Origin of the sequence: Acidicapsa ligni (genome assembly GCF_025685655.1) — a bacterium.
Lineage (GTDB): Bacteria > Acidobacteriota > Terriglobia > Terriglobales > Acidobacteriaceae > Acidicapsa > Acidicapsa ligni.
Window position 1 is genome coordinate 315,813 of sequence record NZ_JAGSYG010000003.1, and the last position, 25,451, is coordinate 341,263.

Below are 25,451 nucleotides of genomic sequence, written 5' to 3' on the forward strand. Positions count from 1 at the left end.
GGGAACAGACGATAAAGAATATGGAATATAGATAAGTAAACCTTATATCGGCGATGAATTCGAGTTAAACCTGACGATAGAGCATACGAAGCTCCGATAAGCCGCTTCGAGCCGTTTTTAGATATTTCCCATTCCTCCATCAATCAGTAATTCGCTCCCCACCGCGTATGCTGCTTCATCCGATGCAAAGAACACGATGGCTTTCGCGATTTCAGCGGCATTACCGAATCGACCTGCTGGTACCTGGCTCTGGATCGAAGCAGCCACCGATTTCAACTGGTCTTCCGTCAGTCCTAATTTGCCGTACAAAGGAGTGGTCACAGGGCCGGGACTGACCGCATTCAATCGAATCCCGCGCGAGATCAGCTCTCCGGAGAGTGTCCGTGCCAGCGAAAGAAGAGCAGCCTTCGTTGCTCCGTAAATGCTGGTGTTGGGCATTCCGATATGTGCATTTACTGAGGTATTGAGCACAATCGAAGCCGGATCGGCGAACCAGGGCAATAGCGCCTGGATAAGAAAGAATGGTCCCTTGAAGTTCACGCTGATGGAGCGATCAAATCCCGCCTCGTCCCATTGCTCCAGGGGCCGCATATCCACTATCCCGGCGTTTATGAATAGCACGTCAAGTTGATCGAACTCATTGTGAATCGTCTTCGCAAGTTCAGCCTGTTCTCCAACGTCGCTGGCATCAGAGGAAATTACCAGCACGTCCTTGCCGAGTGCGCTCCTTGCAGACACCAGAGTTTCAGGATTCGTGCCTGTGATTGCCACGCGCGCCCCCTCACGCAAAAACTCCTGCGCAGTAGCCAATCCGATTCCGGTTGTGCCGCCCGTGATGAGTGCTCGCTTGCCTTTCAGCCTTTCCATATCTCTCCTCTTTCTCGCGTTGAATGACGCTCGTGTCGAAGCTTGTTAAGTGCCAACTATTGATTTCGCCTCGTAGAGATTCATACGTATTCCTTCAAAGAAAATTGAATTGAAAGGCATCCCGGCTACGCCATGATTGCCTTGATCTTTCTACTCGGCCTTTCGAAGCCGATCCAGGGTCTCCGCATTTGGCCAGGACATCGTGAGCAAAAAAGCCGAATCCTCAAGCGCTTCCACATCGTGAGCAATGGAAGATTCAATCGCCAGTATGGTTCCCGCATCGATATCCCGCGCTTGTCCGCTCATTCGTACGCGAAGAACGCCTTTCAGGACGTGCACCGAGACCGTACCATCTGCGTGATGTTCGTGCAACCTGGAACCCCTATCCATAGCCACCAATACAAGTCTGAAGTCCGGTTGCTTAAAAAGAGTCCTCGCAAAATGGCCTTGTGACCAGGGCCTTCTCTCTTCAAACTTCGAGAGTTCCTCAAAGATCTTGAACTGCGAAGTATCATTTGAGGCAATTGCATGATCTGTTGAATTCGTTTGAGTCATGATCTCCGTCCTGATCGATTGGATTTGCTTCAAACTGAGGACTCAATTCGCGTACGAAAGCCTGCATGTGTCGCTCGGTCTGCTAGAGGCAGATCACAGAGTAACGCTTTGGATGAAGTCTTACATCGCCAGAAATGATCGATGACTTTCGATACTTTCAACGGATACTTATGGTCAAATCCACGTACCAGGTGACCGACCGGTCACCTGGCAAAAGACCCTCTCAACACAAATTCCACGACGTGGTGAAGATCAAGCTGAAGCAGGTTATCGGGGTCCCTTGACGCTCCGATTCCCAATGTGGTCCGGGCGCGAGTTGAGGGATATCGATTACAATCGTTGCAAAGATGAGCAAAAGGCCGCTCAGCTTTCTGCATCCAAAATTCATCCTTTGGGAGATACACATGAAAACGAAAGTCTGGACGCGCCCTGATTTCAAAGAAGTAAGCCTCGGTTGTGAGATTAACTGCTACGCTCCCGCGGAAATCTAAATCCTTATGAACTTCAAACTACTGGGGACCGCCGCAGGCGGCGGTTTCCCCCAGTGGAATTGCGCCTGCAATTTATGTGATCTTTGCCGAAAGTCCCCGGAGATCGTGCGACCTCGTTTGCAACTCCAGGCAGCATTCTCTTCCGATGGCGAGAAGTGGTTTCTGATCAATGCTTCGCCGGATCTGAGATTTCAGATTGAGACGCACCCGGAACTGCAGCCCTCCGCCCTGCACGGCAAGCGCAATACTCCAATTCAAGGCATCATCCTGACCAGCGCAGATCTGGATCAGGTGCTCGGGCTGCTTCTGCTGCGGGAGTTCCAGCCGCTTACCGTTTACGCGACCAGGTTGATACGTCGCACGCTCGAAGCGAACAGTTTTTTTCGCATGCTGGAGCGAGTCCCGAACCAGCTGACCTGGGTAGAAATACATCCAGGAAAAGCATTTACTTTGGACGGCAAAGTGATCTGCACTCCGATACCGATTCCCGGTTCTCTTCCGTTCTATGCACGCAAGTCCGGTATCCATGAGTCCGGTATTGAGGATCTGGCCGCAAAGGAGCCTGGTCAGGCAGCTCTCGGTCTTCTGCTGGAAGCAGATGGCCGCCGCCTCGCCTACACGCCTTCGGTCCCCGAGGTCACAGATACCCTGCGAAGTATGTATAACTCCTGCGATGCGATCCTGGTAGACGGCACTTTCTGGAGCGATGCCGAACTCAACCGTACCCATTCTGGAACGCCGATGGCACGATCTATCGGCCATGTCCCCATGAGTGGAGAGGATGGGACCATCGCCCTGTTGGCCGAGATAACATCGCCGCGAAAAACCTTCGTCCATATCAATAACACAAACCCGGTGCTTGATACCCGCAGCGCCGAGTACAAAACCGTAATCGATGCCGGTTGGCAAATAGGACAAGACGGATGGCAACTCAACTAGTGGGAACTCCTGCGACTATCGAAGACAGCAATCTTCTTTCAAAGGAGGAATTGCACCGTCGCCTCCAGGCTGTAGGAGAAAGTCGCTACCATCATCTCCATCCCTTTCATCTGCGTATGCATGCAGGCGAGCTTACCCGCGGCCAGTTACAGGCATGGGCGCTCAATCGCTACTACTACCAGAGCCGCATTCCCATCAAGGATTCGCTCCTGCTCGCCAAGAGCGATGATCCGGCGTTCCGGCGCGCATGGAGAAAACGAATCCTCGATCACGATGGAGACCAGAGCGGTTATGGTGGCATTGAAAAATGGATACAGCTCGCGGAAGCCACCGGCCTCTCGCGCGATCAGGTAATTCCCTGCACCGGCGCGTTGCCGGGCGTGATCTATGCCGTGGATGCCTATCTTGCGTTGGTTCGAGACAGTCCCCTGCTGATTGCCGTCGCCTCTTCCCTGACGGAACTCTTCTCGCGCAAACTCATCTCTCTTCGCATGGACCAGCTTCGCCTGCATTATCCCTATCTCGCTCACGGCTTGAGTTATTTTGAGGGACGGCTCACCCAGGCGCCTGAAGACGCCGCTTTTGCTCTGGATTATGTTTCCACCCATGCCGTCACACGCGCCGAGCAGGAAAAAGTGATCCAGGCTCTTGAGCGTAAATGCGCGATATTGTGGGCCCAGCTCGACGCAATCGACTACGCATACGTCGTACCCGGAAACATACCACCCGGATGCTTCGTCCCATTGGTGGAAAGAGGCTGATATGGACCTGAACTCCACTCCACGACTCGCACCTGGCTGCCGTCTGCACCCTACTGAAGCTGTACTGCTTATCCCTGAGGGTGCGTTGAATCTGGAAGGCCCTGCGCACGACATCCTGTTCCATCTGGACGGGAAGCGCAGTGTAGCGGCTATCGTGGATGAACTGCTCAAACAATACTCCGACGTGGATAGCGACGACATGCGGCAGGATGTCCTCGGCCTGCTTCAGCGTATGGAGCAGCGTGGTGTGGTGCGGTGCGGGTCTGGGCGGGTTTGAATAATGTCAGCTAACAGCCAATCACCCTTACATCCCAGGCCATTCTCCCTCATAGCCGAGGTCACACACCGCTGCCCTTTGCATTGCCTCTACTGCTCCAATCCACTGGAGATGCAACGAGCGGAAGATGAGCTTTCCACGGATGACTGGAAGCGAGTTTTTCAGCAGGCGGCTCAACTCGGCATTTTGCATTTGCATCTCACCGGTGGCGAACCACTGGCCCGCAAAGACCTGCCTGAACTGATCCGTACCGCACGCGACGCAGGGCTTTACGTGAACATGATCACCTCGGGCGTCGGCCTCACCGAAGACCGTCTCGCCGAGTTGGTTGATTCCGGCCTGGAGCACCTGCAACTCAGCTTTCAGGATCTGGATGAGGCTGCGGCCAATCACATCGCCGGAGCGCGCGCTCACGCACTTAAGTTGGCCCTGGTTCCCACGATCAAGAAATTTTCACTCGCATTTACGGTGAATCTGGTAGTCCACCGCATGAATCTGGATCGGCTTGAGGAGTTCATCGCGCTGGCCGAAGATCTTGCTCCTGACCGGCTGGAAATTGCTCACGTTCAGTACTACGGCTGGGCGTTGAAAAATCGCTCTCTGTTGATGCCCACCCAGGAACAGGTCGATCGATCTCTACCTGTCATCGAGGCGGCCAGACAGCGGTTGAAAGGCCGCATCCATCTCGAAGCCGTCTTCCCGGATTACTTCGGCAGTTATCCAAAAGCATGCGTTGGCGGCTGGGGACGGCAAATGATGCTTATCGACCCCGTGGGCCAAGCACTGCCCTGTCACTCCGCCGCTATCATTCCGGGCCTGCACTTCGATAACGTGCGCCAACACGATCTTTCGTGGATATGGGAACACTCCCCTGCGTTTGAGCGCTTTCGAGGCGATGCCTGGATGTCGGAAACCTGCCTCGCCTGCCCCCGCAAGGAACAGGACTTCGGCGGCTGTCGCTGTCAGGCATTCCTGCTCACCGGCGATGCTGAAGCCATCGACCCTGTCTGCCGCTACAGCCCCGACCACGCACTATTGCAGACCCTCCGAATACCTGCCGAAAATCCTCTTCCCATTTGGAGGGGATAACTCCCCTCTGGAGAAAAAGATTGATAGAAATTTTTGACGGACATAACGATTCTGTACAGCGTTTCAAGGAATACTCCCACGATGGGGTTGATTTTCTTGAGCGCTCGGCAACCGGGCACCTCGATCTGCAACGTGCCCAGGAAGGCGGAATGTTTGGTGGACTATTCGCCATGTTTGTTCGTGCCGAGCAACCGCCTAAGAACAACGGTACCGTTACCGGGACAAGCAACGAGGTCCGATTACCGGAAGCAATCAATCCTGTCCATGCTAAGCGCGAGATTGCCAAACAGCTCGCTGCATTCAAAGCTCTGGAAGCACGAGCGTGCGGGAAGATTCGCATTGCTACCAGCGTCGATGAGATTGAGAAAGCCCGGCTGGATCATGCTTTCGCAATCGTGATTCACATGGAAGGCGCCGAATCTATTGGTCCAGACTTACATGAACTTGAGGAGTTATATGATGCGGGCCTGCGCAGCCTGGGCATCGTATGGAGTCGGCCGAACATCTTCGGACATGGCGTGACATTCGCGTGGCCGCGCTCGCCAGACACAGGCCCCGGACTAACATCGCTTGGCAAGGACCTGGTAAGAGAATGTAATCGGCGCGGTATTATGATTGATCTATCCCACCTCAACGAACAAGGCTTTTGGGACGTAGAGAAGCTAACTACAGCGCCTCTCGTAGCAACGCACTCATGCGTCCATACAATTTGCCCATCGACCCGAAATCTCACAGATATGCAGCTCGATGCAATTCGAGAGTCGGACGGAATCGTCGGTGTCAATTTCTGTGTCAATGACGTACGGCCCGATGGCCTCCGCGAAGCAGATACTCCACTCGACATGCTTGCAAAGCACTTCGTTTACCTGGCCAATCGCATCGGTATAGAGCGTGTCGCAATCGGCTCCGACTTTGACGGTACAAGGATTCCGGCGGCCATCGCCGACGCAAGCGGCCTTCCAAAACTCATCGCTGCCCTTCGGGGATACGGTTTTGATGACTCCTCTTTGAGAAAGATTGGCTACGAAAACTGGATGCGAGTGCTTCGTCTTTCCTTGCGTTAACCGGTGGCGCAGCCGTTAAATCCGCACAGGGATGGAATGCCGGCAGTCGATATGCAGTACCTTGCATACTTTGCGCTCAAAGGTTGCAAACCATCTTCATATTGCTCCAATTGACGGCAGGCCATCTCTAAATCTGCGCCGTTGAGCGTTATGTCATTGACTCTACTTGCGAATCTCCGCGAAATAGCAACGCTTTGCTGAATGGCCTTTTCGATCCGCAATTCTAGCGGCGACCTTCTATAGATAACGTGAGTGTCGTTACGAACCTGCTGTTCCTGGCGGTCTAATCCTGCCTGTTTTGCTGGCGTTCCAAAGTGTTTTCACCAACTTAAGCGCAAAACGAAAAGAGTACGGGATGCCTCAATCCTCAATCCCTTCGTTGAGTACCGTTCCTTCAATTACAGAACAATGCCTGTTGGGCTACTCACTCCAGGAACTCCTTGAGTGCGCTAAAAAAACGATCTACCTCGCATTCCGGGCCACGATTTTTCGGCACCATACGTGCTACTGCGAAATGTTCCGATATGTAGCTGCGAATTCAGACTTGTGAATTTGAGCGCGGCTCTTGTCTGAAATTACGGGTGGATCAGAAAGCGGGAGTTCTATGTATAAAAACCTACCACTCCGGTGGAATTGCAGTAGTGTGAGAATCATTGGACTTATTGTCATTGCCTTGATTGGTTTTTCAGCGCATGCATTTTCCCAATGCAGCAATGCTGCGAATCCGATTGTTGCCGAGAATTGCCTTCCCGGAAACGATTCCGACGAGTGGGATGTAAGTACCAGCGATGCAGGCGATCTGACGATTCAAGGTTTTGCCACCGATATAAGTGTGAACCAGGGCGGCACTATTAACTTTAAAATCGACACGCCAGCCTCCGCTTACACAATCAATATCTATCGCATGGGGTATTACGCAGGCAATGGCGCAAGAAAAATCGCGACGATAACTCCGTCTGTAAAGCTGCCTCAGACTCAGCCTGCATGCCTGAGTGATGCGACTACAGGACTGACCGACTGCGGCAATTGGGCAGTATCTGCTTCCTGGCAAGTCCCGGCAACCGCTACATCCGGCATCTATTTCGCGCACTTAATCCGAACGGACACAGGTGGAGACAGCCACATCGTTTTCATCGTGAGAAATGACTCCAGTAAGTCCAATATCCTGTATCAAACCTCGGACACAACGTGGCAAGCCTATAACTACTATGGAAATGGCAGCCTTTATGGTCCAGGCTATAACTCGTTTAATCTTCCACTCCGTACTTACAAGGTAAGTTATAACCGCCCAGTGTTAACGCGCGGTTTTCAAGCTGAATCTGCAACATGGGTCTTCGGAGCTGAGTTTGCAATGGTCCAGTGGCTAGAGGCTAACGGCTACGATGTTAGTTACTCAACAGCTCTCGATGCGGCGCGCAATGGATCTCTCATCCTGAATCACAAGGTATACATGGATTCCGGCCACGATGAATATGTATCGGGACCGGCGCGTACTAACATTCAAGCGGCCCGGGATGCCGGAGTAAACCTCGCATTCTTCAGCGGTAACGAATTTTTCTGGAAGACTCGCTGGGAAAACAGCATTGATGGAACGAACACGGCGTATCGTACTCTTGCCTGCTACAAGGAGACGCTTGCGTTTGCAAAGCTCGATCCTGAAGACCCACCAACCTGGACCGGCACCTGGCGCGATCCAACCTTCAGCCCGCCTGCGGATGGAGGCTTGCCTGAAAATGCCTTAACCGGAACACTTTTCATGGTTAACGGGCCCAATGTAGATAACTCCGGCAATCTTTCGATATTAGTTCCGCAAGCCGATGGACAGATGCGTTTCTGGCGGAACACCGCGGTTGCGAGTCTTGCTGCTGGCAAGACTTATACGCTGGTACCGGGCTCCCTGGGCTACGAATGGGATGTAGATGCAGATAACGGAGCTAGGCCGCCTGGCGCCTTCCATCTATCGACCTCTGCTTACGCGCTTACGACAGACCTGCTGCTGGACTATGGCGGAACTTACGGTGCAGGCACTGCCACGCATCACATGATGATGTATCGTGCGCCGAGCGGTGCGTTGGTTTTCGGCGCAGGCACAGTTGATTGGGCCTATGGTCTAAATAACAACCACGATAATCCGTTCGCGTCGCAAAATCCTAATCCTGATATCAACATGGAGCAGGCTACAGTAAACCTGTTTGCCGACATGGGTGTGCAACCAGCGACCATACAACCTGGTCTCTCTGCAGCCAGCCCCTCTACAGATACAACAGCGCCTCACTCCACGATAACTGGTCCGAATGCTGGAGCTACCATTGATACTGGAAGCACCGTCACTGTTACTGGAACAGCTTCTGATGTCGGAGGCGTCGTAGCAGGAGTAGAGTTTTCAGGAGATGGCGGTCAGACCTGGCATCCTGCCACCGGAAGAACCAGCTGGAGTTATGCCTGGACACCGACCGTAGCTGGCTCCAATACTCTTCTAAGTCGAGCCGTGGATGATAGCGGCAATCTGGAAACCCCGAGTCCTGGACTGGTTCTGGGTGTATCTCCACAAGTCTGCCCATGCACTATCTTCGGCTCCAATATACCCTCGAATCTTGATAGCGCTGATCCCTATGCAGTCGAAGTCGGCGTCAAGTTTCGAGCAGATGCCGATGGCTCAATTCTCGGCGTTCGCTTCTATAAAGCTACGACGAATACAGGCACACATATCGGCCACATTTGGACAGATAGTGGACAGTTGCTCGGTACCGCAACCTTCACGAATGAGACCGCTTCAGGATGGCAGCAGGTCAACTTCACCACACCGATTGCGGCAACTGCAAACACGGTTTATGTTGCGTCCTACTTCTCACCGGTTGGTCACTATTCGGCAGACTCTTTCTATTTTCAGCAATCCGGCGCAGACGATCCGCCATTGCATGGTTTGCAAAATGGTGTTGACGGCGGAAATGGAATGTACTTCTATGGCGCAACAGGTGGCTTTCCAACCGCTACCTACAATTCCACCAATTACTGGGTCGATGTAATTTTTTCGTCCTCTAACACCTACAGCATCAGTGGCAATATAGGTGGTATCGGAGGCCCAGGAGCCACCGTAGTTTTAAGTGGTCCAGAAAATCTAACGCTGTCTGCAGACTCCTCAGGAAACTATAACTTTGACGGTGTAGTAAACGGTTCGTACAGCGTATCTGTAAGTAATCCCGGAGTTTCATTCTCACCATCCAGTCAGACCGTAAATGTGAGCTTTGGAGCAGTGACGGGAGTCAACTTTGTAGCAACCGTAGCCAATCCATTAACGATCTCGGGCTCCATTAGTGGAGGTGCGGGGGCTACAGTAAATCTGGCTGGCGCAACTACCGAAACTGCCACGGCCGATGGCTCAGGCAACTACTCATTCCCGGGGCTTCTAAGCGGATCCTATACAGTGACACCCGATGAAGCGGGTTACATCTTCATGCCTAGCACGCAATCTGTGAATCTATCTGGTGGGAGTGCGGCTGGGGTAAACTTCACTGGTCAGATATGTAACTGCATCTCAATCTGGCCATCATCCGTTACTCCAGCGACGATAGACAGCGGCGATGTCTTCTCTACTGAAGTAGGTGTATTGTTCACAGCCGATAGTCCTGCCTATCTGACAGGAATCCGATTCTATAAGGCCAGCACCAATCTAGGCACGCATGTTGGACACCTCTGGTCAAACACAGGAGTGTTGCTAGGCACAGCCACATTCCCCAGCGAAACCGCGTCCGGATGGCAACAAGGCTACTTCGCCTCGCCTGTATGGGTGAACGCCAGCACCACCTATATAGCGTCGTATCTCGCGCCCAATGGACACTACTCTGCAACAAACGGTTACTTCGCATCCTCCGGTACCGACTCGCCACCGCTACATGCTCTCGCCGATGGTGTTAGTGGCCACGACGGTATCTATATCTATTCGTCGACCGCCGCTTTTCCGACGAATAGTTATCAATCTACGAATTACTGGGTTGATGTTCTCTATGCAGCCGAGACATACAGCATCAGTGGCACAATTACGGGTGCCGGCGGACCTGGAGCAACTGTAGCTCTTGGTGGAACTATTCCTGCGACTACAACGGCTGATGCCAACGGTAACTTTACTTTCAATGGAGTTTATTCGGGAACTTACTCGATCACTCCAACGAATGCAGGGGCTATCTTCTTGCCCGGCAACCAAAACGTTACGGTCGCGCAGAGCAACATTACCGGGGTTAACTTTACGGTCCCTCAAGTTTGCCCATGCAACACGATTTGGCAACCTTCGTCTAAACCGGTGGTCGCCGACTCGAGCGACCCGGAGTCAGTTGAAGTAGGGGTAAAACTTCAGTCTGACTCAGATGGATATATCCTCGGCCTGCGCTTCTACAAGGCTGCAACCAATACCGGTGTTCACATCGGAAACCTATGGTCGGGATCTGGAGCTACTTCACCCTTATCTACGGCTACTTTCGTAAATGAGAGCGCCTCTGGGTGGCAGCAAGTCATGTTTGCCAATCCAGTTCCGGTAGTAGCCAATACCCCCTATGTCGCCTCCTACTTTTCACCAGTAGGACACTACGCAGCGGACGCAGCGTACTTTGCGACTACTGGAACGAATAGCCCGCCGCTCCATGCGTTAGAGAACGGAGTAGATGGCGGAAATGGAGTGTTTACTTACTCCGCAACAAGTACACTTCCGACTGGAAGTTACAACGCAAATAACTACTGGGTCGATGTAATATACGCTGCGACTGGGACGTACACGATCGCCGGAACTATCTCTGGAACGGGAGCTGCAGGTACCACCGTGACGTTGAGCGGAGCAGCCAATGCTACTACGATCGCTGACTCCAATGGCAATTACAGCTTCACTAACATTGCCAATGGAAGCTATACCGTAACGGCCAGCCAATCAGGAATTGTTTTCAGCCCTGCAAGTCAAACGGTCACCATCAATGGTGCCCATAATCTCGCTATCACTTTCACTGCGTCTGTGCTTGGGTACGCCGTCTCGGGTACGGTCGGAGGAGCCCCTGGAATCACGGTAACATTGGCAGGTGCAACAACCCAAACAACCATTGCTGACGCCTCTGGAAATTACAGCTTCGCCACAGTGCCAAATGGTACTTATACCGTGACACCGTCCGGGCCCGCATTTAATGTAAGTCCACTTAATCAAAGTGTGACGGTTAACGGATCGGCGGTCAGTGGTGTGAACTTCACATCGGCGGCTGTTCTTTACTCGGTGAGTGGAACAATTAGCGGAGGAGCAGGTTCGACAGTTAGCCTGATTGGGACATCAACCAGCACAACCACTGCCGACTCTATGGGCAACTACAGCTTTACTGGAGTTACTGTAGGAACTTACACGATATTGCCATCGATTTCTGCCGGCGTAGTTTTTAGTCCTGGCAGCCAGACTGTGGTGCTTAACGGGGCCAATGCCGTAAACGTGAATTTCACTGTACCCCAGAACTGCCCATGTGACACCATCTGGCCATCCGCACCAACACCGGCAACGACGGACTCTAATGACAATAGTTCCGTTGAAGTTGGCGTTAAATTTACTGCAAGTGCGGACGCATATATCAGTGGTTTGCGCTTCTACAAGGCGCTTGCAAATACCGGAACGCACATAGGCCATATTTGGTCTGCATCGGGAACGTTATTGGGAAGTGCAACGTTCACGAACGAGAGCAACAGCGGATGGCAGCAGGTCTTCTTCTCAACCCCGATACCTGTTGCGGCAAACACGACCTATGTTGCTTCCTATTTTGCTCCCGCAGGTAACTATTCAGCAGACGTGGCATACTTCTCTACTTCAGGTGTAAGTACGCCGCCTCTGCAGGCATTGGCAAACGGAGTCAATGGACCTAACGGCGTATATGTTTATGCTACGACCGGTTCATTCCCTAACGTCGATTCCTTGAATAACGCTATCAACTACTGGGTGGACGTCATCTACACACCCTCATCCACCTACAGCATTACCGGAACATTGGGTGGAGCAGGCGGACCTGGAGCTTCAGTCACTCTGACGGGTACATCCACTGCAACCACAACTGCAGACGCCTCAGGCAACTTCGCATTTAGCGGACTAGCGAACGGCACCTATGCAGTCACGCCAAGTGTAAGCGGCTATAGCTTTAGCCCCGCAACTCAAAGCGCGACGATCAATAACTCGCATGTCCTCGGACTCAACTTCACCTCGAATACAGCGGCCTTCACTATTTCTGGCTCCATTAGTGGAGCAGGCGGTAATGGAGCAACAGTAAGTCTGAGCGGAGCAGCGACCGCAACCACAACTGCAAACGCATCAGGAGCCTTCTCGTTTACAGGTCTGGCAAACGGATCCTATATCGTTACGGCCAATAAGATTGGATACATAATCACGCCGAACAGCCAGTCTGTCATCGTAAACGGCACGAATGCTACCACGGCCTTCTCCTCGGTAGCGCAGACCTACAGCATTACGGGAACGATCAGTGGAGCAGGCGGCAATGGAGCAACAGTAAGTCTGAGCGGAGCAGCAACTTCGAGCACGACCGCAAACGCATCTGGGGTTTACACGTTTTCCGGGGTAACGAGCGGTTCGTATACAGTCACACCTGCTAAGACGGGCTTTGCATTCACTCCGCCGAGTCAGGCAGTTACGATCAGCACAGCAAGTGGAACTGCGAATTTCACTTCAGTGGCAACCCATAGCATCACCGGCACAATCAGCGGCGCTGGTGGCAATGGAGCGACAGTCAGCTTGAGTGGTGCCGCGACGGCATCTACGACCGCAAATGCATCCGGAGTGTACACATTTGCAGGCGTAGTTGCCGGGGCTTATACGGTAACACCAAGCAAGGCTGGCTATGTCTTTACACCAGCGAGCACGGCAGTTACTGTCAGTACTGCAAATGTAACGGCGAATTTCACCTCGGCGGTACAGACCTTCACCATCACTGGCACAATCAGCGGCACGGGTGGCAATGGCGCAACAGTAGCCCTCAGCGGTACGAAATCGGCAACGACAACAGCTAATTCCGCAGGCACTTACTCATTCACTGGATTAGCCGTTGGCTCATACACCGTAACGGTAACTAAGACGGGCTTTGCATTCACGCCACCAAACCAGGCAGTTACGATCAGCACGGCGAATGGGACTGCGAATTTCACCTCAGCGGCAACTCACACTATTACTGGAACCATCAGCGGCGCCGGCGGTAATGGAGCAACGGTAAGTCTCGGCGGTGCGGCCACGGCTTCAACCACGGCAAATATCCTTGGCAGCTATACATTCACCGGCGTGGTTGCGGGGGCCTATACGGTAACACCAAGCAAGGCTGGCTATGTCTTTACACCAGCGAGCACGGCCGTCACCGTCAGTACTGCAAATGTTACAGCTAACTTCACCTCGGCGGTACAGACCTTCACCATCACGGGAACAGTCAGCGGTACCGGCGGCAACGGCGCAACAGTAGCCCTTAGCGGTACAAAGTCGGCAACGACAACGGCTAACTCCGCAGGCACTTACTCCTTCACTGGATTAGCCGTTGGCTCATACACCGTAACGGTAACAAAGACGGGCTTTGCATTCACTCCACCAAACCAGGCAGTTACAATCAGCACGGCAAACGGAACTGCTAATTTCACCTCGGTGGCAACACACACCATCTCTGGCACGATCAGCGGTACCGGGGGCAATGGCGCAACAGTCAGCTTGAGCGGCGCAGCAACAGCATCTACGACCGCAAATACATCCGGTGTTTATACGTTCTCCGGGGTTGCGCCTGGTTCGTATACCGTGACGCCGAGCAAAACTAACTTCATCTTTACACCAACCAGCACAGCAGTTACTGTCAGCACCGCGAATGTAACTGCCAATTTCACCTCAGCGGCAACTCACAGCATCACGGGAACGATCAGCGGCGCCGGTGGCAATGGAGCAACTGTTAGCTTGAGCGGTGCAGCAACAGCATCCGTGACTGCAAATGCATCCGGTGTTTATACATTTACCGGGGTGGCTGCAGGTTCGTATACGGTGACGCCGAGCAAGGCTAGCTTCACCTTTACGCCTACTAGCACGGCAGTTACTGTCAGCACCGCGAATGTAACGGTTAATTTCAGCACAGCTGGTACCCCAATCGTGCCCTTTATCCAGGTGAACGGAGCAGCCTGGCAACAGGTCTCCAGCGTAACCGTCGCTCCTGGCTCCACTGTAAATCTTGGGCCTCAACCTTCTACCGGCGGATCGTGGAGTTGGTCAGGCCCGAATAGGTTCACTTCAACCTCTCGTGAAATTGACGGCATTCGCCTGACTACAGGTACCAACACCTATGTGGCAACATACACCAATACCAGTGGAACCAAGAGCACGCAGACATTTACGATAACCGTAACTTAGCCTGTCTCTCGAATCCTCTGTGATTGCTGCTTAAGTTAATGCATCTGCATAATGGGAGACTCCGTGAGGTTTACAACAAACCCGGCTGAGAGAGCCAATGCGAGGCCGAAGCTCGTCTTCTTTCGAAATGGTACTCATGAATCACCCGAGTTTGTTCGTCGTCATCTGGACGAACATGTGAAGTGTCTATCGCTCTCGTTTGATGTCTCTCTTGTCGAAGAGCATGACTGTGATTACAAGTTGATCTGCGAGATGCATAAGCCAGACCTTGCACTCTTCGAGTCGGGAGTTTATTCAAACTCATCTCGAAGAATTCGAAACACGGACGCATATCCAGAGATTCCTAAGGTTGGATTTCTTAACGCTGACGCTTATTGCAAGTCCCGAAAAATGTTTCTCGCGGATATGGCAAGTTGGGGCGTCGATACCTTTTTTACACTCTCTGTATCGATGGCAGAGTACACACCTGAAATCGCAGATCGACTGTTCGTTTGGCCTAATTTCGCTGATGATAATGTCTATAAAGATTACTCGGAAAGCAAAAATATTCCGGTACTGTTCACAGGCAGTCTTCGAATTCACTACCCATGGCGTAACAGGATCTATCGACGTGTGAGCCAATATTACCCAACCTTAACCTGTCCACACTTTGGATGGTTTCACGAATCCGACACAGCCAGAATGCTTTCGGGCGAGAGGTATGCCCGGCTACTCAATTCCAGTTCCATAGTGCCGGCATGCGGCACAATTGCAAACGAAGTTGTTCGCAAGCATTTCGAAGTACCGGGATCCATGACATGCCTGCTCGCAGAACGATCGCAAGGGCTCGAAGCTGCCGGTTTCGTCGACATGGTAAATTGCGTGTTTGCTGAGGAGCACAATGTACTAGACAAGCTGGACTATCTCTTTACGCATTCCGACGAGTTAAAACAGATAACTTCAGCCGGGCATGATCTAGTCCACTCCGCACATACGATTCGGCATAGAGATCAGCTATATCAATGGTTCTGCCTGCAAAGAGCGTTACAGCCGAATCAAAGAATAATCCAACCTGGGCCCTTTGAAAGATTGGTACTAACAGACAAGGCGACAGACCGTAATTCTCATGTCTGCGCCAATGGGATAGACCGCGAACTACTGAAGCGTGGATATCTCCAGGTATGGACAGGCAGATATGCGGAAGCAAATACTACCTTCCTGCGATGCTTGAATTACCACATTATGCCTGAGCCAAAGCTCGGCCTGGTCATCAGTAATCTCCTTGCGGGCGACGCGCGCCAAGCTCAAAGCTGGTGCATCCGAATGCTCGAAACCGTGCTGGAAGAGCCGCATGTCATCGTGCCAGATCCAGTGGAGTGGGCATATTTCATCCTGATGACGTTATGCCGTGGAAAGGAAGATGAAGCACTTTCCGCGGCCATGGAGTTTCCTCAATTACACCATCGCGAACTGGATCGCGTGAGGCTCCTGATTTACAGATTGAGGGGCATTGAACCAGACGCTGCGAAGGCTTACAATTCGCCCGCTAACTACTCAGTCCACAAACTACCTGAGCTCGATGTCAAGGAGTGGTTCGATCTTGTTTGCCGAATGCTGAAGGCCTGCGATCAGTCGAGAATCGCGGAGCGTGCCGCGCAAGCAGCGACATCCGTAACCCATCCATTTGGATCTATGGCAACTCGCGCAGAAGTCCGTGCAGATCATACTACCCCGCCGCCTAAGTTGCATTGGGATAGCTACAAGGTAAGTTCGATCAGACGTTTGCAACGGTGGGGCTTCAAACGCCTGAGGCATGTAATTAACGGCGGTTTGCGCAGGATTGAGACCCGTGTGGGTTATTTCTTGCCCTACAAAGTCTCGAAGGCCTCGCGGGACGACTTTTTCCAGGCAGTCGAGGCATTGTCGAGTGAAGAGCAGGTCAGCACAGTCGTGCTCATTGGTGCGCGCCATGGAAATTATGTAACGGATTGCTGCTTACATGGACTAAGAAAAAATCCACGCTTTCCGTCCGTAATTTGCGTTAGTGAAAGTGACTCTTCGTTCGAACAATTGCAACGTATTTACGCACAAGATCCGAATGTCAGCCAGATAACAAAACCCGCTGATCCATTGCCCCCCGAGGCATCGCTCTTATTGGTCATTGACGGGTCCGAACTGATGGCGAGCACCCACTACGAACAATATCGCGATCGAGCTACAGTTGTAGTTCTTGAAGACATCAATCAGGCAGATGTCTACGAATTTCATCGTAGCCTCACGATCAATGATCGTTATGCTTTAGTCGCCCACAATTCCGAACATCGAAATGGCTATGCCATCCTCCGCAAGAGGTGGAATACGCCATCGCCAATTCATCCGTAAGAACAATCCTGCAAAGTCACTTCAAAACGGAGTAGAGGCCGTGCTCACGCGCTTAGCCCATGTTGCTGAATCTTGTATAACAAGGCGCGATAGCTGATATTCAAATTGCTTGCTGCACGTCTCCGGTTCCATCCGGATGCAGTCAAAGCCTCTTTGATCATGCGGCTCTCGGTCTGATGCTTCACGTCGTTCACCACGCCTTTCATACCAAGCTGACTTGGCGCGGTGATTGCCTGCGTGGACTTTGTCTGTGTCTTTCTTCTCAGATCCTCATAAGCGGAGTCCTGATCCTGAAGCACAAGCAGGCGTGTCACGAAATTGCGCAATTCGCGGAGGTTTCCTGGCCAGTGATACTCCTGTGCAGCCTCTATCAACCTGTTAGAGAAAGAGCAGGGTTCACGCCCCGCGCTCGCGGATCCACGATTGATCATTTGTTCGATAAGAAGCGGTATCTCCTCGCGTCGATCTCGAAGTGATGGGACGACCAGGGTGAAGGCGCTAATGCGATAGTACAGATCTTCCCTGAACCTTTTTTCGTTAATCGCGACTTCAATGTTCACGTTCGTAGCTGCCAGAATCCGGACGTCAACATGAGTTGAGGATCGAGCTCCTAGACGACTGAAAGACCCGTCCTGCAAAACGTGAAGCAGTTTTGCCTGCATCTGCAAACTCATCTCGCCAATTTCATCGAGCAGCAGCGTCCCCTGATCTGCGAGTTCAAAGCTACCCGGCTTAGCTTTCACTGCCCCTGTAAAAGCTCCTGCCTCGTAACCAAACAACTCGCTTTCAAGAAGCTCACTGGGAATCGCGGCCGTATTCACATTTACAAATTTCTTGCCCGATCGCACGTGATACTTATGCAGTAATCTGGCGACAACCTCTTTGCCGACGCCGCTCTCACCAAGAATCAATACAGGATAGTCGACAGTCGCAAGGATGCCGATGTTCTTATGCAACTGCATCATCGCAGGGCACCCGGCAAGAAAGAACCCGTGATCGTCCAATTCTTCCAGGTGGAAAGAGGGCGGCTCCTTGGGGCTGATTGACGGCGGATATCCAGATGTCGCTTGAGAACATGCGGATTCTGAAATCAGTTTCTCTAAATCCTGACGCAGAAATGGCTTGCTGAGTACACGGTTGATACCCCAGGATTTCGCCTGAACCTTCCACGATGTATCGCCTATCTCCGTGAGAAGACAAACTCTCTCAATTCCGATGCGCTGTAGAAGAGAGGGGGCAAACAAGCGGTCAAGATCTTCATCTTTTACTACATCCAGTAAAAGAAGATCCCATTCCATGTTTCCACGCAATGCGTCAAAGGCTTCGTCAGAAGATGAGACGCATAGCGCCTCATGACCTTCAGCCTCAAGAAAGTTTTGGATCAGATTGCGCACACGGAAATCTTCACTAATAGCGAGAAGTCTTACTCCTAGGCACACAAGAACACCTCAACGTAGATGTGGGAAAAGTTACATATTCAGCAAGTAGATATGAGCTTCGTCGGCCTGCGATAACCGCATAATTGCTCATTACCCCGAGGACTTTTACCTGAGATGAACAATCCCTCAAGTATGTACATAACCTGCGACACTTAGGTCGTGATCATCCAAGTAATGAGCTTGATAGAAGTCATTACCTTCGTCCAATTTAGGGTTATTCCTGTTAGGTCGTAACGTTGGTAAGAGCAGCCTTCCAGATCCACAACTGGGGAAAAGGATGAAACAAACCACGACTGGGAATAGCGAAAAAATAGTCGCATATAGCGCAAGAGTCAAGTAAAAAAATGCACCATCTACATTTATCAATGAACCGATTTTTAAGCCTATCTAAGTAAATGAAAATAAAGAACGCAGCTCTATCTTTTATATTTGCTTGTAACTCATCGTCGAGTCTCGAACCTATAAATACATAGAAGTTACTTGTCGTAAATAAGTAACCTACGTAAAGGTACGTTCATGTTACATAGCTATTTGACTCGACAGCTTTCCGCCGTCAATTAACAGAACCTGCTGTCTTAACCAGTTGACCGGCAAGCGACCTACGCATAGGGTGATAGTAAGAAATTTTGGCGCAAACGAAACGAACTCATCCAGGATTGAGAAGAGCAATTGCGATCCTCGGTTTGATCTCAAAAGAAGGCTTCTATGCCCACTGAAACACGATTTGCGATTGTCGGGGCCGGGATCGTGGGGCTGGCGATCGCGCTCGAAATCACCCGGCAGTTCCCTGCTGCTTCTGTCATGGTTTTGGAAAAGGAATCCTCCGTTGCAAGTCACCAGACCAGCCATAACAGTGGCGTCGTTCACTCTGGCATCTATTACAAACCCGGCAGCCTGAAGGCTCAGCTTTGCGTTGAGGGAGCACAAGCCTTATTACAGTTTTGCGAACATAACGAAGTGCCTCATGAGATATGCGGCAAATTAATCGTCGCTACAGCCGAGAACGAATTACCGCGGCTCGAAGAATTGTTCCGACGTGGGCAATCGAATGGTCTGAAGGGGCTGAAGATATTAACCGGCAGCGAACTTAGAGAGATTGAACCCAATGCGGCAGGAATTCGCGGAATACATGTGCCCGGAACTGCGATCGTGGACTACCTCAAAGTAGCGGAAAAATATGCCGATCTAATCGTGAGCCGAGGCGGAGTCGTGCGAGTCTCGCAGGAAGTTATCGGCCTCAAGCGCTCCAACGGTCTTACCATTCTCGAAACCACGGGGGGCGAGATTGCAGCTAAGACGGTTATTAATTGTGCCGGCCTACAAAGTGAACGTGTAGTTCGCATGACGAACTCAAAGCGTGATCTTGCCATCGTGCCTTTTCGGGGAGAATACTACCAACTTTCGCGCGAGAAAGAGTATCTCGTGAAAGGCTTGATCTATCCCGTTCCTGATCCGCAATTCCCTTTTCTGGGGGTTCATTTCACAAAGAGGATTGGCGGAGCCGTAGAAGCTGGTCCGAACGCGGTGCTGGCGTTGAAACTCGAGGGCTATTCGAAACGATCCTTCAATATAAGGGACATTGCCGAATACGCTTCCTTTCCCGGCTTCTGGAAGATGGCTGCAAAACACTGGCGAATGTCCGTAGGCGAGTATCACCGCTCATGGAGCAAGAAAGCCTTCGTACAGGCCCTGCAACGTCTTCTGCCGGAGCTACAGGCAGATGACCTGGTTGTTGGAGGTTCCGGCGTGCGCGCCCAGGCATTGGATCGCGATGGAAAACTAGTGGACGACTTTCATATTTCCTTCACAGAGGGCATGGTTCACGTGCGCAATGTTCCCTCTCCTGCAGCGACTGCATCTTTGTCAATTGCCAAATATATTGTCGATTCGATCGTCCGTCAGATAGGTTGAGATCCTGAATTTTGAATTTAACCAAAAATAGATATGAGAGGAATTGCATATATTCAGGACAATAAATATTCCAGAAACAGAAAAATTGTCGTTGCTTCCTGCCTCGCGATATAAATATAAGCAGTTTAATAACATAGAGTTAGATAGTTATTGCGAGATTTATTCTTCGCCGATGCTAAACTAAAACCGTACCGCTCTGCACACAAAAGTAACTAAAAATAGATTACTTTTGTGCGCCTTGATTCTCCTATCAAGCTGAGGCTGATATACAATTTGTTTATAGCCAGAACTAACCATTTTGGTTTCCGGGCCATCGAGTAGAGCATTTTCAATTAGTTCACGATAGTTTGGATAGGATCCGTACCCGCAGAGTTCATCCCCTTCCACCTCCTTCTCAGGAGCCGGCATCCGGGTTAGTGTCTTGTAACTGCTGAAAATCAGGCATCGTCGGATTGATATTGATCGATGCTTTTCGCCAGTTAGTAAATCATTTCTTTTTTTGTTCAGCGCTATCCTACCTCGCTCAGTCGCTGGGTCATTGAACTAGAACCTTGCCAATTTTCCTCGTGTTTGCGTGAATCAGGTGCTCTTGCACCATTGGTGAGGTTAAAACTCTTGTTCAATAGCGACTTACGTCTTTATTCCTCTGGCCGTTTTTCTGTCATAGGCCACGCAATCTTCCCAGACTCAAAGACAAAACAGATTTCTCACACCTACGCGAACATCAAAAAAGCGTCTCGACTGATGTCCTGGTGGAGCGCCCTTATGCTCGTGTTTGTGTGCAGTCATGCGATGGCGGCAGTTACCCATGGCGCGTCTGTGAGTTTCAACCAAAATACTGCAGCAACAACCATCACAACCCCCGCATTAACAACCACATCTGCGAACGATCTTCTGTTGGCTTTTGTATCCACAGATGCCGTGACTACACCGAATACGACCGTACGCAGCGTGACCGGAGGCGGCCTGACCTGGGCGCTGGTGGTTCGAACCAATACGCAGTCCGGCACATCGGAAATCTGGCGTGCCTTCGCTCCGGCTGTTCTGAAGAACGCAACTATCACTGCAACTCTTTCGCAGGCAGTCGTTTCGTCTCTCACAGTGGAGAGCTTTAGCGGAGTTAACGTGTCTGGCACGAATGGCTCTGGAGCAATTGGCGCTATCGCTTCCGGTCATTCGGCTAAAGGTACGCCATCCGCCAGCCTGGTTACAACGCAAAACAACTCGCTTGTAATAGGTGTGGGTAATGATTTTGACCAGGCGGTTGCCAGAACGCTCATTGCTGGTCAAACATTGCTGCATCAGGATCTTACTTCCACGGGCGACACATATTGGGTGCAGCAAATCAATGCTGGGACGTCGCTCAAAGGAACCAAGATGACGCTTGGCGATACCGCGCCTGCTTCGGATCAATTTAATCTGAGCATTTGCGAGATTGTGCCGGCAGCCGCGTCGACAGTGGATGCTCCACAACTGACGCTGAGTGCAACGACACTTCCCTTTGGAAGCATTGCCGATGGAACAACGAAATCGCTCTCCCTTACGCTCACCTCTTCCGGCGCATCTCCGGTTACCATAAGCGCGGCTTCGCTCACCGGTACCGGGTTCTCCGTTACCACCAGCGCCGCAACGGCCAGCGGATTGCCCAAGACTCTGGCCCCTGGCCAAACACTCGTGGTTCCGGTCGTTTTCGCACCTAAGGCTGCAGGTGCTGTCACTGGCAAACTGACGATTACCAGCAATTCCTCCACGAGTGCGACATCAACGATCGCTCTTACCGGTACTGGCACAGCGGCAGCAACGCCAAAACTGACGCTGAGTGCGACGACGCTTCCCTTCGGAAGCCTTGCCGATGGAACAACAAAATCGCTCTCACTAACACTCACTTCTTCGGGCACATCCTCAGTTACCGTGAGTGCAGCTTCAATCACCGGCACCGGATTCTCTGTCACCGCCAGCGGGCTGCCAAAAACACTCACGCCTGGACAAACGCTTGCCATTCCGGTCGTTTTCGCACCTAAAGCAGCAGGAGCAGTCTCCGGCAAACTGACGATTACCAGTAACTCCTCCACGGGCACCACATCGGCAATCACCCTTACCGGTACCGGCACGGCGGCAGCAACGCCAAAACTAACACTCAGTGCAACGACTCTTCCTTTCGGAAGCATTGCCGATGGAACAACGAAATCGCTGTCACTTACGCTCACCTCATCGGGTACATCCTCGGTTACTGTGAGTGCAGCTTCTATCACCGGCACCGGATTCTCCGTCACCGCCAGCGGCTTGCCCAAAACACTCACGCCTGGCCAGACACTCGTGGTTCCTGTCGTTTTCGCGCCTAAGTCTGCGGGAGCGGTCACCGGCAAACTGACGATTACCAGTAACTCAACCACTGGTGCTACATCGGCAATCACTCTTACCGGTACAGGCACAGCGGCAGCAACTCCACAACTGACGCTGAGTGCAACGTCACTTCCGTTTGGAAGCCTTGCCGATGGAACGTCAAAGTCGCTCTCACTGACGCTCACCTCCTCGGGCACATCCTCGGTTACCGTAAGTGCGGCCTCAATCACCGGAACTGGATTTTCGCTGGTTGCTGGCAGTTGGCCGCAAACGCTGACTGCCGGGCAGTCTTTGACTATTCAGGTCAAGTTTGCTCCCACAGCAGCCGGAGCTGTCACCGGTAAATTGACGATCAGCAGTAACTCCACTACAGGAGCTACTTCGGCTATCACCCTTACCGGTACCGGCACAGCAGCAACCAGTCCAAAGTTAGGGATAAGCGCAACCAGCCTGAGCTTTGGCACAGTTACGCTTGATTCCTCATCCATGGAATCGGTCACGCTCACCTCAACGGGAACATCTCCAGTGACGATTTCCTCTGCTGTAATCACTGGGGCGCGTTTTTCGTTAGCGAGCGGGACTTTCCCGATTTCGCTCAATCCAGGAGCAACGGCAACCTTGACCATTGAATTTCTGCCTACCGCGGCTGGAACATCGACTGGTCAACTGACGATCAACAGCAATTCAACCCTTGGAAGCACATCGACAGTAGCACTCACCGGTACAGGAGCGGCGGCAGCAACGTTTTCCGTCACCCTAAGCTGGTCTGCGCCAAGTGCTTCCACCGACCCAATCGCCGGCTATCATATCTACCGCGCGGTTGCCGGATCTACAACCTTCGCACTGCTCAATTCCACCCTCGATACACAGACATCGTACGTAGATAGCTCCGTCGTTGGCGGCACGACCTACAGCTATGAAGCAAAGAGCGTCGATGAAGACGGGGTAGAAAGCACAGCCTCGAACGAATTCTCGGTAGCGATTCCTTAAGAATCCAACTCGGGACTGGAGGTCCATGGCCTTATGCATTTCATGGGTCATGGGCTTCCAGATATTTATGCGATACTTCGGCCTCCCAATTGCTCTTGAGAGAGCGAATATCTTGGAATCGCTAAAGCTATAACCAGCTTCCTCTTTTATTTCCTGCGACTCGCAAGATACCTGGTGTATGTTCATTTAGATCGGGGAGGAAGTAGACTTGAGCCGTTCTCTATTTCGAAGCATCGTTGTGACACTGCTGTTGACCCTCGCTGGACTCACCGCCCAATCACAGCATTCCGGAGCAATGAAGTCTCAGGACCAGGGAAAAATGGCACCCTCTGTAAACCCGGATAACAAGGTCGGAGAAGAAAAGCACGGCATTGTAAGAACATATTTCATAGCCGCAGACGAGGTAGATTGGGATTACACTCCGCACGGACGCAACATAGCCGGATTGCCGCGCGTCGAAACCACCGAAGACGATAATGTAGGCACCCTAGGCCACCGCGTCTATCGCAAAGCAATCTATCGCGAATACACCGATGCAACCTTCAAAACCCTTAAACCCCGGCCTGCACAATGGGAACACCTTGGAATCCTGGGACCGCTCATTCGCGCAGAGGTGGGAGATTCGATCCGCATTACCTTCCGTAACAACACTCACTTATCCGTCAGCATGCACCCGCATGGACTTGAATATAAGAAAGATGCAGAAGGGGCCTCGTACAACGACGGTACAGTAGGCGCTGCAAAATCGGACGACCGAATTGCTCCCGGTAAAACCTATACATATATATGGACCGCACCGGAAAGAAGCGGACCGGCAGAGATGGATGAGAGCTCGGTGTTATGGATGTATCATTCTCACTTTGTCGAGGGCAAAGATATCAATACCGGTCTTGTCGGCCCAATTATCGTAACTGCTCGCGGCAAGGCCCGACCTGACGGATCACCAAGGGATGTAGACAAGGAATTTATCACTGATTTTTCTGTCTTTGACGAAACAGAGAGCTGGTTCTTCGAGCGGAACGCCTCAAGAGATCCAGGGGGGATTCGACTCAAAGCCGCGGACCCACTGCTTCGCGAAAAGAACCTGCTCTACTCCATTAATGGCTACATCGAGGGAAACCTTCCATTACTCACAATGAAGCGAGGGGAACGGATTCGTTGGTATCTACTCTCAAATGGCAATGAGGACGACGTACATATGGCTCATTGGCATGGAAATACAGTCGTCTGGAACAAAATGAGAATGGATTCCATTTTTCTTGGTCCAATGGCCATGGCCAGCGCCGATATGGTTCCGGACAATATAGGCACCTGGCTCTTTCACTGCCATGTTACAGATCACTTTAACGGAGGAATGGTCGCCCTCTATCAAGTCCTGCCCTAACACCTATTTAGGTGCGCAGAATCAAGCTCAATCCTTGTAGCCCATTCCGCTCATATCCACCTTTGCCGCAATCCGCTTGGTGTGAAGTATTGTTGTGAGCAAGTTAGCAATTATTTGCACATAAAGGAACACCACTTTGTAGCCCAGTTGAATATCTGTAAAGCATCCGCGCGCAAGATCATAAATTCTAGACTCGTGCCCCTGATATTGCCCCAAATTACTTAAATCCCCGCCGATGCAACCTCAAAACCAGATCTATCTGGGTGGCATTCAAATTGCTTATGGTGAGGTAGAAGTCCGCAAGGATCAAACGACGGACAATGCCATCTGTCTATCCGCGAGTAACTACGCGAGATCTGACATTTCTTTTGCGAAGCAACTGGTTTCCCGAGATCTGCGTTTTTTGAAGATTGTTTCGAAGACTGTTTTGAAGGTTATTTTGCATGTTCCACAGTGACTGGATGTAGGTCACGATCGCGAAGCGTTGCCCAAAATCTTTCCACGGGCACCAACCTACCAGGTGAGATGTTACGAACTATGTTCTGTTCTGAGGAAGACTTGGCGCATCAGAGTTCGTTCATGGCC

The 25,451-nt window shown here is 51.7% G+C and carries 14 protein-coding genes; 11 read left to right on the top strand and 3 right to left on the bottom strand.

Features of this window, described 5'->3' with window-relative positions; translation table 11 throughout:
* Positions 1-117: 117 nt before the first annotated feature.
* Complete coding sequence (locus OHL19_RS11825) at positions 118-867, bottom strand: SDR family oxidoreductase (RefSeq protein WP_263357902.1); 750 nt, start codon at positions 865-867, stop codon at positions 118-120.
* Positions 868-1,017: 150 nt separating this feature from the next.
* On the bottom strand, positions 1,018-1,239 hold the full coding sequence (locus tag OHL19_RS11830; RefSeq protein WP_263357903.1) for a cupin domain-containing protein: 222 nt from the start codon (positions 1,237-1,239) through the stop codon (positions 1,018-1,020).
* Between the two features lie 587 nt (positions 1,240-1,826).
* On the opposite strand from OHL19_RS11830, the gene pqqA reads away from it, so the two are divergent.
* The 8 genes from pqqA to OHL19_RS11865 all read left to right on the top strand — a co-directional run bounded on the left by pqqA (position 1,827) and on the right by OHL19_RS11865 (position 16,799).
* Positions 1,827-1,913, top strand: coding sequence for a pyrroloquinoline quinone precursor peptide PqqA (gene pqqA, locus OHL19_RS23065; protein ID WP_396126767.1), 87 nt, complete (start codon positions 1,827-1,829; stop codon positions 1,911-1,913).
* A 6-nt stretch (positions 1,914-1,919) separates the two neighbouring features.
* Positions 1,920-2,852, top strand: coding sequence for a pyrroloquinoline quinone biosynthesis protein PqqB (pqqB, locus tag OHL19_RS11835; RefSeq protein WP_263357904.1), 933 nt, complete (start codon positions 1,920-1,922; stop codon positions 2,850-2,852).
* Positions 2,837-3,613 carry a pyrroloquinoline-quinone synthase PqqC gene (pqqC, locus tag OHL19_RS11840; RefSeq protein ID WP_263357905.1) on the top strand — a complete coding sequence of 259 codons (777 nt, stop codon included), beginning with the start codon at positions 2,837-2,839 and terminating at the stop codon, positions 3,611-3,613. Before pqqB ends, pqqC begins: the two co-directional genes overlap by 16 nt.
* A gap of 1 nt (position 3,614) precedes the next feature.
* Positions 3,615-3,890, top strand: coding sequence for a pyrroloquinoline quinone biosynthesis peptide chaperone PqqD (gene pqqD, locus OHL19_RS11845; RefSeq protein WP_263357906.1), 276 nt, complete (start codon positions 3,615-3,617; stop codon positions 3,888-3,890).
* A gap of 3 nt (positions 3,891-3,893) precedes the next feature.
* On the top strand, positions 3,894-4,979 hold the full coding sequence (gene pqqE, locus OHL19_RS11850; RefSeq protein ID WP_263357907.1) for a pyrroloquinoline quinone biosynthesis protein PqqE: 1,086 nt from the start codon (positions 3,894-3,896) through the stop codon (positions 4,977-4,979).
* Positions 4,980-4,999: 20 nt separating this feature from the next.
* The gene (locus tag OHL19_RS11855; protein WP_263357908.1) at positions 5,000-6,043 is read left to right on the top strand and encodes a dipeptidase; all 1,044 of its coding nucleotides are present in this window, start codon (positions 5,000-5,002) and stop codon (positions 6,041-6,043) included.
* Between the two features lie 643 nt (positions 6,044-6,686).
* A complete protein-coding gene (locus tag OHL19_RS11860) occupies positions 6,687-14,438 on the top strand; it encodes a DUF4082 domain-containing protein (protein ID WP_263357909.1) in 7,752 nt (2,583 codons plus the stop codon).
* Positions 14,439-14,828: 390 nt separating this feature from the next.
* Positions 14,829-16,799, top strand: coding sequence for a glycosyltransferase family protein (locus OHL19_RS11865; protein ID WP_263357910.1), 1,971 nt, complete (start codon positions 14,829-14,831; stop codon positions 16,797-16,799).
* A gap of 44 nt (positions 16,800-16,843) precedes the next feature.
* Here OHL19_RS11865 and OHL19_RS11870 read toward each other — a convergent pair whose 3' ends face one another.
* Positions 16,844-18,193, bottom strand: coding sequence for a sigma-54-dependent transcriptional regulator (locus OHL19_RS11870; protein ID WP_263357911.1), 1,350 nt, complete (start codon positions 18,191-18,193; stop codon positions 16,844-16,846).
* A gap of 750 nt (positions 18,194-18,943) precedes the next feature.
* On the opposite strand from OHL19_RS11870, the gene lhgO reads away from it, so the two are divergent.
* The 3 genes from lhgO to OHL19_RS11885 all read left to right on the top strand — a co-directional run bounded on the left by lhgO (position 18,944) and on the right by OHL19_RS11885 (position 24,866).
* Positions 18,944-20,149: an L-2-hydroxyglutarate oxidase gene (gene lhgO, locus OHL19_RS11875; RefSeq protein ID WP_263357912.1), complete on the top strand. Its 1,206-nt coding sequence runs from the start codon at positions 18,944-18,946 to the stop codon at positions 20,147-20,149.
* 792 nt (positions 20,150-20,941) lie between these two features.
* A complete protein-coding gene (locus tag OHL19_RS11880; RefSeq protein WP_263357913.1) occupies positions 20,942-23,482 on the top strand; it encodes a choice-of-anchor D domain-containing protein in 2,541 nt (846 codons plus the stop codon).
* Between the two features lie 208 nt (positions 23,483-23,690).
* Positions 23,691-24,866, top strand: a complete 1,176-nt coding sequence (locus OHL19_RS11885; protein WP_263357914.1) for a multicopper oxidase domain-containing protein — start codon at positions 23,691-23,693, stop codon at positions 24,864-24,866.
* Positions 24,867-25,451 lie beyond the last annotated feature (585 nt).

Excerpts from the sequence above, each read along its gene's own strand:
- OHL19_RS11880 (WP_263357913.1), top strand. The coding sequence starts at position 20,942 with ATGGCGGCAGTTACCCATGGCGCGTCTGTGAGTTTCAACCAAAATACT.
- OHL19_RS11825 (WP_263357902.1), bottom strand. The coding sequence starts at position 867 with ATGGAAAGGCTGAAAGGCAAGCGAGCACTCATCACGGGCGGCACAACC.
- OHL19_RS11865 (WP_263357910.1), top strand. The coding sequence starts at position 14,829 with ATGTTTCTCGCGGATATGGCAAGTTGGGGCGTCGATACCTTTTTTACA.
- pqqE (WP_263357907.1), top strand. The coding sequence starts at position 3,894 with ATGTCAGCTAACAGCCAATCACCCTTACATCCCAGGCCATTCTCCCTC.
- pqqA (WP_396126767.1), top strand. The coding sequence starts at position 1,827 with ATGAAAACGAAAGTCTGGACGCGCCCTGATTTCAAAGAAGTAAGCCTC.
- pqqB (WP_263357904.1), top strand. The coding sequence starts at position 1,920 with ATGAACTTCAAACTACTGGGGACCGCCGCAGGCGGCGGTTTCCCCCAG.
- pqqD (WP_263357906.1), top strand. The coding sequence starts at position 3,615 with ATGGACCTGAACTCCACTCCACGACTCGCACCTGGCTGCCGTCTGCAC.
- lhgO (WP_263357912.1), top strand. The coding sequence starts at position 18,944 with ATGCCCACTGAAACACGATTTGCGATTGTCGGGGCCGGGATCGTGGGG.
- pqqC (WP_263357905.1), top strand. The coding sequence starts at position 2,837 with ATGGCAACTCAACTAGTGGGAACTCCTGCGACTATCGAAGACAGCAAT.